Genomic DNA, 12,996 nt, shown 5'->3' with positions numbered 1-12,996 from the left:
GCCCTAGACAGAACCCCAGACATCAACTGGAGAACTGACCGATGGCCACTGTAGATCAGGTTCGCGACTGCGCACAGACCAATTCCCCGAATCCCGCCCGCAACACCTGCCGCCTGATCCTCCTGATCAACAGCCACACCTACCACACCAGCCCCCATCGCGACCGATGGCCCTTCGCCACGGTCAAGGCGTACTGGCTTCGCAAGGTCAGCGACGGGATGGAGTACCTCGTGGCCCAGACGCTCACGGGACTGACCTGCACCTGTCCGGCCTTCCAGATGTGTAAGCGTTCGAGATTCCCAGAGGGGGGGGGGGACCGCGATTGGCACTCCCGTCACTCCGCGCATCGGACCGCCCTTGGATCACTTCCGCTTGCGACGATCCGCTCGTTTTGCGTCGCGACGCCGTGCCCGTTCACGTGATTCCTCCAGGCGATGCGTCAGTACGTGTCCCGGATGGTTCCGAGCCCACCGATCGGGCAAGAGGTCCTCGACTCGTTCCGGGGCCACGCTCAGCGTCATCAGTACGTCCTTGACGTAGGCCCACGGCTCCAGGCGATGACGCTTCGCTCCTGCCATGATCGTGCTCAACACCGCCGCTCGCGGTCCCGCATCCACATTCCCCAGGAACAACCAATTCTTCCGGCCGATGGCTTGGTCGCGGAGGCGACGCTCCGCCACGTTGTTGTCGATCGTCAGCCGGCCGTCCTCGGTGTAGCGGCACAACGCCTTCCACTGATTCCGCGCATAGGTCAGAGCCTGGCCCAACGCCGATTTCGGCAGCGACTGGTCCGCAAGCCGATCGAGGTCCCCTCGAAGCCGTTCCAGGATCGGCACCGCTTCTTGCGCACGCAGGGCCTGTCTCGCCTCAACGGACAACCCTCGGACGCGATCCTCCACGTCGTATAACCGGCGGATCGCTTCCAGGATCAAACCCGCGTTCCCCGGCGACGACGACCGCGCATCGTAGAACTTGCGGCGGGCGTGCGCCCAACAAGCGACTTCGTGGATCGCCGAAGGCGACCCGAGATAGAGCCCGTCATATCCAGCATATGCGTCAGCCTGGAGATAACCCACGAAGCCGGCCAGGAACGTCGCCGGCCCGTCGCGTTTGCGACTCGCCGTATGGTCGTACACGTCGTAGGAATGATCCTCGTCCCCATGATAGAGCCAGAACCGTGTCGTCAGGCTCCCGGGAGCCTCGCCGCCCAGCGCCTTGACGGGGGTGTCATCGGTCCAGATCACCGGAGATTGGAGCACGAGTTGCTTTTGGAGGTCGTAGAGCGGCCCCATCAACTCGGCGGCCTTGCGGACCCAATCGCACAGCGTCGCACGCGGCAGGTGCAAACCGTAGCGAACCGCGATGCCCTCGAAGCGGTACAGGGTCAAGTGATCGATAAACTTGGAAATCAGCAATTGCGAAAGCAGGCCCGCTCCCGCGATGCACCCCGGGAGCGGTCGCTCCGGTCCGTCGGGGCTTTTCACTCCGTCGTGGCAGTGCGAGCACGCGTACTTGGGGAGGACGTGGACCCGAACCTCCAGGCGAGCCGGGATGAATTCGAGCTCACGCCGCTCGTCTTCGCCGATGCGTGCCTTGGACCGGCCGCAGCATGAGCAAGTCTTGTCCGCCTCGGGCACGTCATGTTCGATGCGGACGTGGGGCAGGCGGCTGAAATCCAGCGTCCGCGATGACCGGGACTTCCTCGGAGCGGCCGGCATCGGGGCCTCCGGTTCGGCCTCGGGAGCCACCTCGAGGTCCTCGCCGAACGCGAAGAGATGACCTTGTCCAGGATCGTCGCATCGTTCGCTGCGTCGCCCGTAGACATAGCGGCGGTACCGCTCCAACTCCTGGCGCAGGCGGTCGTTCTCTTGCGTCAACTCCTCATTGGCCCTGGTGGCTTGATCGAGTGCGGCGAGCAGGTCCTGGATCCGTTGCTGCCTCGCGTCGCCGGGAGGGGCCGCATCGCCGGAGACTGGCGGCGACGCGGGGCCGGATTGGGCATTTCGACCGAGAGGATTAATCATTAATTGGATTATCGCATACTTACCTCTGATTTCAAGTGGTTTTCCCGGGATTTTCCCTGTTTTTCTCAGTCCTCCGGTATCGTTTTCGTTGCTGGGCGTTCCCCAGGTCGATGCCGCCCAGGAGCATGGCGAGTTGGGCGGACCGGAGTTCGATCGGGGCGTCGGAGGAGGGCCGGAGGGGGACCTGGAACGAGCCGGCTTCGAGGCGATAGTACCAGATCGCCAGGCCATCGACATTCCAGTAGAGGATCTTGATGCGATCACGTCGGCGATTCAGGAAGAGGAAGAGATGGCCGGAGAGGAGTTCCTCCTGAGGGAAGGCTTGGCTGACGATTCCCGAGAGCCCGTCAAAGCTTTTTCTGAGGTCAACGGAGTCGGCGTGAAGGAGGATCCGCACGGTGTGTGGGACGCTCAACATGAGGCGTGCTCCATCCTCGCCGCGACGCGGGCGACGGTCTCGACGACCCGGCAGACGAGTTCACCGCCCGCGGCGATGGGCAGGAGGATTCGTCCGCCGTCGGGGAGTCGGATGGTGAGGAATTCAGGGGAATCGCCGGCTCGCGACTCGGGGGCGGCGGCGAGGATGACCGGCACGAATGCCGGTTCGCGAGCCGGAGCGGGGACAGGGCAAGGCGAATCCGAGGCGAGGCGTCGCTTCCAGGCGTGGAAAGACGCGGTTGAGATCCCTTGGCCTTGGCAGAACTGGCCGATGGTGAGACCGCTGTCGGACTGCTGTTGCAGTCGCCGACGCCAGAGGACTGGGAGGGCAGGATTGGCGGCACGTGGCATCGTCTGACTCCGGAGGACGAACAAAATGGTCCGTCTTCCAGGCTATCAGGCGGCACAAGACTGGCTATTTCGAACTCTTACACATGAGCAAGCGTCTGATGCAATCCCGTGAGGGGATGCCGTTGGGCAGGGCCAGATGCCGGGCCAGCCAGGACTCACGATTCTTGGCCCAGCGATGAATGGCGGTAGGGCCATCGCACCCGCAGATGACGGCGCAGACCGCGATGACAGCGATATCGACCATCAAGTGCTTACAATTGCGTGTGTGGCGGGAATCGGAGAGCGATTCGAAATAAGAGCCGATGGAGCCGACATCGACGGGCTTGGCCATGGGAGGCATCCTGGGATCGGTCGGTGTCGGCCTCCGCACACCCGGAGTGCAGTGAGCCGATTCACGAGGACCGATTCAAAGATAACGAGCCACGGCCTGTCGCGCCAGACTACTCAGGCCGCACAGTTATACACGCTGGCCCTGGATCGGGTCCCGATCTCTTCGCAGCCATCATGGCTGCTTTAGGCGGTGGAATCGATCTTTACGGGGAGATCGGTTATAGTTTCGTGGCTGGCGATTCCATGGGATTCTCCAGTCCTGGCACAGGAGTGATTAAGTATGTGCCCTGATATTGGTGGTGTCCTTAGCTCGTTGAACGATTGGGAAGCTCAACCGTTGCTACAGGGACCAGACATAATCTTGCTACAGGGACCAGACATAATCTGCTAGCCCGGCCCACATTGCAGGCGTTCGTTCCTGCCAATAGCCGTCACGACCGCGAAGCCGCAGGCTCGCGCCGGCCAGCAGAAGTTGTAGCGATACCGCGTGAAATACGGCATCGACTCATGAAGCTCTCAGTCCTGACTGAACCGATACGTCTGCCGCGATTGTTACGCGTTCTGGCCCTGCGCCGTTGCGTGTCGCTCCACGAACGACGTGTTGATCGTACGACTGCAGGCCGATGCCTACGTTGCGTCCGCTGCCAGCTGACTCCCCGGCACGACGGGCCGATGAACCGCCACGACGCGATTACTCTCTCGATCCTTCCGGACCGTCGCAGATGTCACACCCGAGTCGATACGGCGATCCGGCAGCAGCGGCCGGCGACCGGGCGGGGCCAGCCCTCTGGACTCGACCATCGGCTGGCTGAACGCCCCCTTGATGACCGTCTCATAGACTGGGTATTCATCGCTGGTCAAGAGCACCTGTGCCCATTCATCGGGGCGGTTCTTAGCCTCGGCGACAACCTCCTAGGCGCTCTCGGTAATCCGCACTCCGGGGACCAACCTCAGGACCGGCTTGTGCTCATGATTCAAAGGCGACCTAATCGCAGTAGTCCCTGGTGGTCGTCATTGGTCTTGGCGGGATCGTAGTTATTTCGTTTCTTGCCGATGCCCCCCCTGTCTTGCCCCGAAAGTTATGCTAGCTGCAGACGCAAGTGAAAACTAATTATTTTATAAATACATCTCTTTGTTAATTCAAAACCTAACATTTGATTTGCCTTCACGAATTAAGTGGCCACAAAAACAGACTGTTTTCCGCAAAACCATCCAATGCAAGGACTTAGATTGATTTTGGCCTGAAACTTCAGGCTATTGAGAGGGAATGAATGCGGACTCTCATGAGGACAAATGGTAAGCCCCACCTTCAACGAATCCTATTTGGCTGCCTGTCCCTGGCGTTGCTGGCGTTGCTGGCGTTGCTGTGGTTCGTCATGGCTCATCACAACAAAGATTTTACACAATTCGATATTAGTAAAAGCGAATATCTAAAAGATGTGTCTGAACCAATCACGTTAGTAAAATGTATTTCTTGGAGCGATGGCGGCAGCATGGGCTTGTCCTTCAGAGATTCTAGACAGGTCTTGAGGGCAGTTTGCCTGGAAAATGATCTGGACGGCAACAAAAGTTTGACATTTGGGAAGATGACTCCGAATAGGTATAAAGAAGTAACGATAGGAGGTAGTGAGGAGCGTGCATTCCTCGGCCTGTTACAACGTTGGCTTCGTCGAGACCTTGAAGCCCAAGAGTGGTTCAATAGGATGGAACGCTGGTCCCGATCCGACAAGCAGGCATCACTATTTACGGGTCACGAAACAGAGGAGCAACGAACCAAGGCGTGCGCCATCGGGATTATGGGAAGACTGCTCGAAAGAAACTGACCATTGTGCCGATGAGTATTCTCATTTGTGGCCTATGTTTCGCACCGCTCGCGTGGTTTTTGGGGATGACAAACGAGTCGAGGAGGATGGCACGAAGCAGTAATTGTTTTGTAAATTTTTCTTATATATCAGTTATGTTGTTTGATTATCACAACCGATACGGGCACTTTCCGCCGGCCTATGTCGCCGACCGGAACGGCAAGCCAATGCACAGTTGGCGTGTCTTGTTGCTGGAATTCACCGATACCTCACTCTACAACGCATACAACTTCAACGAGCCGTGGGACGGGCCGAACAATCGCAAGCTCGCGGATAAAATGCCTTCCTTCTACGCCTGTCCGAACGACCACGACATCCGAAGCACACCCACGACGTCAACTAGCTATGTGGTAGTGGTTGGGCCGGGGACAGCGTTTCCCGACAATAGGCCGGCTGCAATGACTGATGTTTGCGACCCTTCCGATCAGACCATACTGATTGCCGAAATGGTGAACTCCGGAATCAACTGGATGGAACCCCGTGACCTGGATATGAACCGCATGAGCTTCATGCTCAACGACACGTCACGGCCAAGTATTTCCAGCAACGATCCTGGCGGCCCCGGGGTCGTTTTCGTGGACGGGAAGAAAAAGCGGCTCGCCCAGGATCTGACACGGGACGCTTTGAGGGCGATGATCACAATCGACGGCGGAGCTATCGAAGGGCCGAAATCATTTCCATGACTATCGATCAAATTCTGATTCGCTGAATTTCGTTGAGCGTGATTTGGTCGTTTGAGTGGCAGGGCGATTGCGCCACAATGGGTAATCTGCAACATTTGATCCATGGCGACCCGTAATCTCCCCAGGGCGATTGCACCACAAATCATGTCCTAAACAGCACTTGTTCAAGATCAAAATATAGTAGCAGACATCGTCACACGGCTTGCCATTACGAATCGTCTCACTGATCGCCACACCGATCTGCTTCAAACCCTTCCAGCGGACCCGATCGGTCAGGCTCGCAAAGTGAGTTTCGATGGAAGCGGAGAGGTCATTGGCCACGAGAGGTCAATCCCGAGCAACATCGGCAGCACGCTCGCCGGATCCTGCGTTGGGGAGATTACGGGCCGCCAGGGATCAAGTGTCGCAGATTACCCATTCTAGCGCAATCGCCCCTGGGCTCAAGCCCCCTCGCCGCACGCCACCGGGTGACGGCCAAAGGCCGTCTCCAGATTGTTCGAAGGCAAAGGGGCAACCCGGTCTTTGAGACGGTTGATCGGCCCTTCGAAGAACCGCCAGGACGCCGCCGCCAGGCCGATGGTCAACGCCAGCTCGCCGTAGGGACGAGGGATGAGGAAGCCGTAAGGGATCTCGTTCACCCAGTGGCCAAGCAGGATCGGGTAGTGAAAGGCATACAGCCCGTAGCTGATCCGCCCGAGGTAGGCGAGCGGAGCCCAGGAAAGTGGCCCGATGATCCAACGATCGGTGCTACGCCAGGCGCCGAAGACAACAAGGGCCGAGCCGCTCCCGAACAGCGACACCGACCAAAGTTCATGAGGACCAGGCGGCCGGGTGGTCTGGTGCAGGTTCCAGGCAAGGACCAGGAACGCAGCCCCCGCAAGGATGCACAACTTCCCCTGGTGCCTCCCTGGCTGAGTACGAAGATCGATCAATCCCGCAACACAGCCCCACAGCAGATCCTCGCCGCAATAGGGCAACAAAATCCTGGCATGCGGCATGAACATCCGCGCATGCGCGTAAGCCTGGAAGGCCTTGGAACCCGCGATCAAAATAAACAAGAGGGCAAATCGATGGCGTGCCGGTGTGAACAAAAGTAGCAGCGGGTAGAGCAAATAGAATTGCTCTTCCACACAGAGCGTCCAGAAATGGCCCAGCAGTAAGTCCAAGCTACGGTCGAAATAGCCCCTGACGTTCACCAGATAAAGTACATGCCAAATTTTATGATCCAGATGCTGGGTCAGGGCGACCCATGCGACCAGGGCATAGTAGAGGGGAAAGATCCGGAGCGTCCGCCGAAGGTAAAACCGCTTCAGGTCCGCCCCAATGACGCCCGTCTCACCCCGGACCAGAATGCGTGTGATCAAAAATCCGGAGAGGGCAAAGAAGAACTGAACGCCGGCCCAGCCCCAAGGCAGGTACTGCTCCTTGACATGATAGATGAAGACGGCAAGAAAGGCGAAGAACCGAAGGCCATCGAGCTGCGGCCTGTGAGACATGGGACGACGCCTTCTTCAATCGAGGGAACAAGATCGCTGGCAGCCTTGAAAAAAGGATATCGCCAAGGGCAAGGTCCTGCCACCCTCCTTCCCCTACATCTGGGGGACTCGAGATCAAGCCTCGCGATCACAAGTGGAGTGGATCCGACGGAGTTCAGCGGTCTCGTTCCGGAAATTTCGCACCATGCACAAAATGCACTTATATTTGCAATTCTCAACAATCTGCCGGGTGCCATGCGGTTCCGCACTCGGACCCCGTGGCACCCAGCAGCATAGGTTTGGCTGTGGCAACTGACAAGAGAACCGCGACCAACAGCTCAGCGCAAGGCCGCCGGGACGCCCTCCGGCTTGAGCCGGGCTCCGTTGATCCAGTCGAGCAGCGTCTGGTATTCGGGCGAGGTCTTCGCCTCGAACCGGACACCGCCGGAATGGGCCTGCTTGGTCGGGTCGTTCTGGGCCTCGGCCTCCTCGGCGGCCTCCCAGGTCGGCTTGGCGAGCAAGAGGCTATCGGCCGGGTTCGGGAGGTTGACGACCCGAAGCGCGGCCCGGAAATTGGCACGCACCGCCTGGGGCGACCACTTGCCGTCCTTGCCGGGCGCGACCATTTTGAGGATGGTGTGCGAGCGATGACAGCCCATGCAACTCTGCCCATCCTCACCCGTTGCGGTGAAGATCGGCAGGACCTTGGCCTCGAAGTAGGCCAGGTCGAGCAAGTCGGCCGAGGCCCCCGCGCCGCTCGATCGGCCGCCCGACTTCAGGAGCGCCGAGGCGATCTCCTTCTGACGCTGGTTGTCGGTGCCCGTCAGCTCGCGCAGGCTCTCTTCGATCGCCGGGTTGGCCACCAGCTTCGGGTGCGTCTGAATCACCTGGAGCGCCTTCTCACGGACCCCGCTGTTCTCGTCGACCACGCCGTTGCTGATCACTCCAATGAGGCGGAGGTCGGAGACCTCCGCAGTCTTGGGCGCGACCGAGTTGAGCAGGCCGACCCGATGCTCGGGCGCCGGATCTTCCAGGGCCTTGCGCAAGGCGGAGTCGGCCGCCTTGACCTTGGAGTCGAGCACGAGCCGGATCGCCGCCACCCGCGCGTCGACGTCGGGGTCGGCCAAGGCATCGGCCACCTGGCTACGGACGGAGCGGTCCGCAAGTCGTTTGGGGAACGCCGGCAGGGCCTTGAGGGCGGCCGCGCGAACGGTGGGGGCTTTGTCGTCCAGACGGTCCACGACGGCCGCCGACCGATCCGCCCCAGCCACGGGGCCGAGCCGGCTCAGAATGGCCAGCGCGGCGGCTTGCGCCTGAGGAGTCTGATTCTCCAAAAGATCATCAAGCAATTCAATCAGTTGCGCATCGGCCTGGCCCGGCTTGACCTTGAGCGGGAACTTCTCGGCCATCGTGCCGGCCCACTCACGGACTGCGGTATCGACGTCCCCTTGCCGGGCCGTCACGGCCAGGGCCAGGGCCGGGTTGCGGTCGTCCCGAAGCGCCACCAGGGCCTGGAGCGCCAGGCGTCGGATCGTGGGATCCGGATCGGCCATCTGGCCGATAAGGGCCGCCGAGACCCGGGCCTGGGCGTCGCCGTAGACGAGCAACGGCTCCAGGTCGTTGCCGATCCGACCGCCGAGCACAGGGCGCTCGTGGAACTCGGAGATCGCGCGGAGAACCCCCTCGCGCTGGAGGGCATTGCCGTGCTCGAGCACCGCAACGTACTTGTCCCCCAGGCGGTTGGACGTCGCGTGCTGCGCCTCGGTGGCGGCGTCGCGCCGCTCCTCGGTCGCCAGCGAGGGGACCCAGTTGGTGTAAAGGTAACGGATATTCTCATCACCAATAATGTAGAGAGCTTCGATCAGATTACGGCGCACCCACGGATGCTTCGGCTCGCTGAGTCGGGCGATGAGTTGATCCTCGATCCGGTTGCGCAAGGCCGAGTCGGCACGCCAGTACCACCAGCGCCAGGCCCCCTTGATCGCCTGCAACTGGACCACCGGGTCGGAGTCGTCGAGCCGCTCGAGCAACGCATCGGCCAGCGAAAGCTCCTGAGAAAGGTCGCGGAAGTGGGCCGCGAAGACGCGAGTGGCCCCACGTCGGGTCCGATCGTCGGAGGCCCCGAGCGCCTCTTTCAAGACGGAAACGAACCGGGTCTGCGCGGCGGTCTCACCCGGCTTTTGGTTCGCGTTCAGGCGGTTGCCGATCGCGCGGAGGGCCTCGGCCGAGGCTCGTTGCACCGCTTTGCTCTCGTCGCCGAGGCGACCGACCAGCCCCGCGAGGGCCGACTCATCGCCAACCCGCCCCAGGGTCTCACAAGCCGCGAGCCGGACCAAGGGGCGGTCATCGCCAAGCAGAGCGAACAAGGCCTCGCGAACCGCAGAGGTAGGAGGTTCCCAGATGCATTCGAGGTCGCGAAGCACGCGTGAAGCCGAGTCGACGCGAAGCGTCTCGGGCTGAGGACCGAGGGGGCCATTCCATCCCTTGTTGGTGCCGTCCCTTGGATAAATCCTCGAGAGCGAGAGCAGGGCCCACTGGGTCTCGCGGAACGGGGTCTGAAACTGCTCATAAGGGCTGATGTCGAGCCAGCCGCCAAAGTTCTTCTGCCGGAGCAGGAGCGCGACGACCCCCTTGCGGACGGCCGGGTGATCGACGGGCAAACCGGCCAGCGAGAGGGCGTACAGGCTCTCGCCGGTCTGCATCTCGGTGATCGCGTACTTGGGGTCGAACTTCACCGACCAGTGACCGTTGTCGCGCTGAAGGGCGAGGAGCCGGTCGACGTTCACCTTGATCTTGTCGGCGAACTTCACGGGATCGACCAGGCAGAGGCCGATCGTCTGGGCGGCGAGGTCGCGCGTGTTCGCCGGCTCGCCCGTCGGGAGAAAGGTCGCGACGAGGTCACGGGTCTTGGCATAGCGAGCGTCACCGGTGCGGCGATAGATCTCGTCGAGCTGCCGCCAGCTATCGGTGGCAACCTTGTAGCGGCTCACCGGGTTGTTCCCGTTCGACTCGTCGGGGGGAAGCTCCTTGCGGTCGTCGTAGTAGAGCTTGAGGAACTCGGCGATCCCCTTGTGCGTATTGTCGCGCGGGGGGCCGGCGATCAGGTTTTCCGAATCCATCACGATCGTTGAGAGCCGTCCCAGCACGTTCGCGGGGGCGGGGATCATGCGTGCCCAGAGCGCCTCGGGATGACCATGGAACGGAACCGGGTTATTCGAGAGCCGATCGAGCAGAAACCGGAGCGCAAACGGCTGTTCGATCTTGTATCCGGACCGCACCGCTCCCATCGCCGCCTGCGTCGTGAAGTGGGTCGGGTGGCAAGCGATGCAGGTCGACGTCTCGTGGTGAGCGTTGGCGACCCGATCCATCGGGTGCCCCTTGCGCGGGGTGTTGGCGTGCCAGCTATCGCCCGCCAGGAGTTGGAAGTCGAGGGCGGTCTGCACCGCTTTGCGGGCCGACTCGGCGACTTTCTCAGGATCGCCAGCGTCCTTCTCGTCGAGATAAGGGGGGACGTCGAACAGCTTGGTCCGAAGCCGGTAGTCGGGCTGGCAGGCGTCGACCATCACGTAATACGTTCCCCGGGTCAGCAGCCGGGTGGTGAACTTGTTCGCCCCGGGACGCGGTGGCTTCTCGCGCTGGAGGCTCTGCGGGTCGATCCCCGTCGTGTACTCAACCGGTTTCCCCTCCTTGAGCCGGTAGATCCGCACGTCGGGGGGGACGTCCCGATCGATGAAGTCGAGGGCGAAGAAGGCGAGTTGGGGGGTGTCGGACGAGAACGTGAAGGTGAACCAGTCCGGGCCGATGGCATTCTCAGCCTCGGTCGGCTGCTCGCCGAGCGGGAAATAGGGGCGATCGTCGGCCAGGCCGTGGACCGTCTGGCCGAGGACCAACGGGTTGGCCTGCTCAGGCCGGTCGTTGGGCTCAGCCTCAAAGCTCGCCCCGTCCTCGGCCGACTCGCCCAGGTCGGCGACCCGAACCACAAAGGGGACCGGCGTCTTGACCGCCTCGGAAGCCTCGATCGTGACCAGGGCAGGGGTCTGCCTGGGCTGGAGGATCGTCCAGACGACATCAGGATCGCCCAGATGGAGCGTCTTATTCAGAGTGCTCTCGCCGAGGGCCACCTTCACCGCAATCGGCGAGGCGGGGCTCAAACGGCCCGGCTGCGTCAGCGCGATCGCGACCGAGAGCGTCCGAGCGACCGGCGCTGCGGGGATCTCGACCGAGGCCGGCCGGCCCGCTTGCACGTTGGCCTCGAGGTTGGGCAGCCGCCCTGGATCGGCCCCCAAGACTACCGCGACCCAGCAGGCGAGATTCACAAGCATCGTAGACAGCTCCTTCGGAGAACTTACGACCCGATTCTATAGAATACTCGGATTTCCTCCCCGACTCAATCGCGTGGTCTGTGTTCGGTGTTTCGCGTTCAAAAAGGTGGCCAGGGGGGATCGGACGGATCAGAACTGGCGCACCTGGTCTTTGAGATCGTCGATCTGCCGGCTCAACTGGTCGAGCCTTGTGATGAGTTCCTTGTGGTGGAAGTCAGCCTGCCTCGGGTTCTTGCCCTCGACGGAGAACGAGCCGCCGGGTTCGAGCACGCACCGATCGACCTCGTCCAGGCTGGTGAAACTCTGGCGGTGGAGGATCGTCATCAGCTCGGACTCGGTCACGAGTTCCCTGGCGAGCGCGTCGCGCACCAGCTTTCCGTTCTCGATGAGGACGGTCGGTTCCCCTTGGATGATCTGATCGAGCCGGCGATGCCCGAAGAGGAAGCGGACGACCATGTAGTTGACCAAGAGTAGCGCCAGGGCACCGAGCAGGCCGCCGGCCACCGAGTTGTCATTGCCGATGATGGCGTTCTGCACCGTGTTGGAGAGCGAGATCAAGACGACGAAGTCGAACGGGTTGAGCTGCGCCAGCTCACGCTTGCCGAAGACCCGGAGGCCGACGACCAGGAAGACATAGACGAAGACGGGCCGAAGCATTTTCTCGGCCAGGGAAATATCCGTCAACCACCACATGTTGCGCCAGAGATCTTGCGACCAGAGCCAGTGAAATGACATACAAAAGCATCCCGATCCAAAGGGTGAAGACGCGAAAGGTGGCCACCGCCCGGCTGCGTCGATGCCGGATTGAGGGTACACGTCGGGCCGTTGGCCGTCGAGTTCGCCGTTCCCCCGCAAATTCACCGTCGGAACGATACCCATGAACGGGGACAAGAGATAGAATATCAATGCGACGGGCAGCGAGAGCATGCATAAGGGGATCACGCTCGCCATTCAGGAGGACATCATGATTCGCTCAATCGGCTACCTGGCAATGTTCGTGCTCGCGGGTTCGCCCCTCTGGGCGGGCGAGTTAGACGCCGAGTATGGGGCAAAGACGCCGATCCAATCCCCGGCCGTCACGCTCGCAAGCGGGGCGTTGGTTCCTCATCACGTCGACAAGCCGGACATGGTCAGCAAAGGGAGCGAACTCGACTCCGAGCGGGCTATCCAAGCCTGGAGACATTTCGGCGGCTTTGGACGCGGCTTTGGCTTCGGAGGTTGGAACCGAGGCTTCGGCTTTGGCGGCTGGAACCGGGGCTTTGGCTTCGGAGGTTGGAATCGAGGTTTCGGATACGGGGGTTGGAACCGAGGCTTTGGCTTCGGAGGATACGGGCTCGGATACGGCCTGGGCTACGGCGGGTACGGGCTCGGCTATGGTGGTTTTGGCTACAGCTATCTGCCTGTCACTTACTATTCGACCCCTTACCTGAGCTACGGCGGATTCGGCTACGGCATGGGGTGCTGGTAAGGATTTCGATCGCAGGGCGATTGCGAAATCAAATCGACGGCCT

Annotated in this window: 12 protein-coding genes; 4 read left to right on the top strand and 8 right to left on the bottom strand. The window is 61.3% G+C overall.

Features of this window, described 5'->3' with window-relative positions:
• The first annotated feature begins 41 nt into the window (after positions 1-41).
• Complete coding sequence (locus SINAC_RS38575) at positions 42-422, top strand: hypothetical protein (protein ID WP_015244218.1); 381 nt, start codon at positions 42-44, stop codon at positions 420-422.
• Here the strand turns inward: SINAC_RS38575 and tnpC are convergent.
• From tnpC to SINAC_RS02970, 5 genes are all read right to left on the bottom strand, one after another.
• Entirely contained in the window at positions 363-2,024 is a 1,662-nt protein-coding gene (gene tnpC / locus SINAC_RS02990; protein ID WP_015244217.1) for an IS66 family transposase, read from the bottom strand. The two genes, SINAC_RS38575 and tnpC, sit on opposite strands and share 60 nt — an antisense overlap.
• 31 nt (positions 2,025-2,055) lie before the next feature.
• Positions 2,056-2,442: an IS66 family insertion sequence element accessory protein TnpB gene (tnpB, locus tag SINAC_RS02985; RefSeq protein WP_015244205.1), complete on the bottom strand. Its 387-nt coding sequence runs from the start codon at positions 2,440-2,442 to the stop codon at positions 2,056-2,058.
• Positions 2,436-2,813: an IS66 family insertion sequence element accessory protein TnpA gene (gene tnpA / locus SINAC_RS37845; RefSeq protein WP_015244204.1), complete on the bottom strand. Its 378-nt coding sequence runs from the start codon at positions 2,811-2,813 to the stop codon at positions 2,436-2,438. Before tnpA ends, tnpB begins: the two co-directional genes overlap by 7 nt.
• Before the next feature lie 64 nt (positions 2,814-2,877).
• Complete coding sequence (locus SINAC_RS02975; protein ID WP_015244216.1) at positions 2,878-3,144, bottom strand: ISAs1 family transposase; 267 nt, start codon at positions 3,142-3,144, stop codon at positions 2,878-2,880.
• 626 nt (positions 3,145-3,770) lie between these two features.
• The gene (locus SINAC_RS02970; RefSeq protein ID WP_020467677.1) at positions 3,771-4,010 is read right to left on the bottom strand and encodes a hypothetical protein; all 240 of its coding nucleotides are present in this window, start codon (positions 4,008-4,010) and stop codon (positions 3,771-3,773) included.
• Between the two features lie 404 nt (positions 4,011-4,414).
• On the opposite strand from SINAC_RS02970, the gene SINAC_RS02965 reads away from it, so the two are divergent.
• Both SINAC_RS02965 and SINAC_RS02960 read left to right on the top strand, forming a co-directional pair.
• A complete protein-coding gene (locus SINAC_RS02965) occupies positions 4,415-4,966 on the top strand; it encodes a hypothetical protein (RefSeq protein ID WP_015244215.1) in 552 nt (183 codons plus the stop codon).
• Positions 4,967-5,052: 86 nt separating this feature from the next.
• Positions 5,053-5,688 (top strand): DUF1559 family PulG-like putative transporter, encoded by a 636-nt coding sequence (locus SINAC_RS02960; RefSeq protein ID WP_157579405.1) that lies wholly within the window; start codon positions 5,053-5,055, stop codon positions 5,686-5,688.
• Positions 5,689-6,128: 440 nt separating this feature from the next.
• Here SINAC_RS02960 and SINAC_RS02950 read toward each other — a convergent pair whose 3' ends face one another.
• From SINAC_RS02950 to SINAC_RS02940, 3 genes are all read right to left on the bottom strand, one after another.
• On the bottom strand, positions 6,129-7,184 hold the full coding sequence (locus tag SINAC_RS02950; RefSeq protein ID WP_015244213.1) for an acyltransferase family protein: 1,056 nt from the start codon (positions 7,182-7,184) through the stop codon (positions 6,129-6,131).
• Between the two features lie 317 nt (positions 7,185-7,501).
• Positions 7,502-11,485, bottom strand: a complete 3,984-nt coding sequence (locus SINAC_RS02945; protein ID WP_015244212.1) for a HEAT repeat domain-containing protein — start codon at positions 11,483-11,485, stop codon at positions 7,502-7,504.
• A gap of 129 nt (positions 11,486-11,614) precedes the next feature.
• Entirely contained in the window at positions 11,615-12,178 is a 564-nt protein-coding gene (locus SINAC_RS02940) for a DUF421 domain-containing protein (protein WP_154673952.1), read from the bottom strand.
• A 271-nt stretch (positions 12,179-12,449) separates the two neighbouring features.
• On the opposite strand from SINAC_RS02940, the gene SINAC_RS40875 reads away from it, so the two are divergent.
• Positions 12,450-12,953, top strand: coding sequence for a hypothetical protein (locus SINAC_RS40875; RefSeq protein ID WP_015244210.1), 504 nt, complete (start codon positions 12,450-12,452; stop codon positions 12,951-12,953).
• Positions 12,954-12,996 lie beyond the last annotated feature (43 nt).

This window comes from Singulisphaera acidiphila DSM 18658 (genome assembly GCF_000242455.2).
Taxonomy (GTDB): domain Bacteria; phylum Planctomycetota; class Planctomycetia; order Isosphaerales; family Isosphaeraceae; genus Singulisphaera; species Singulisphaera acidiphila.
This window is presented reverse-complemented; position numbering and strand designations above follow the sequence as displayed.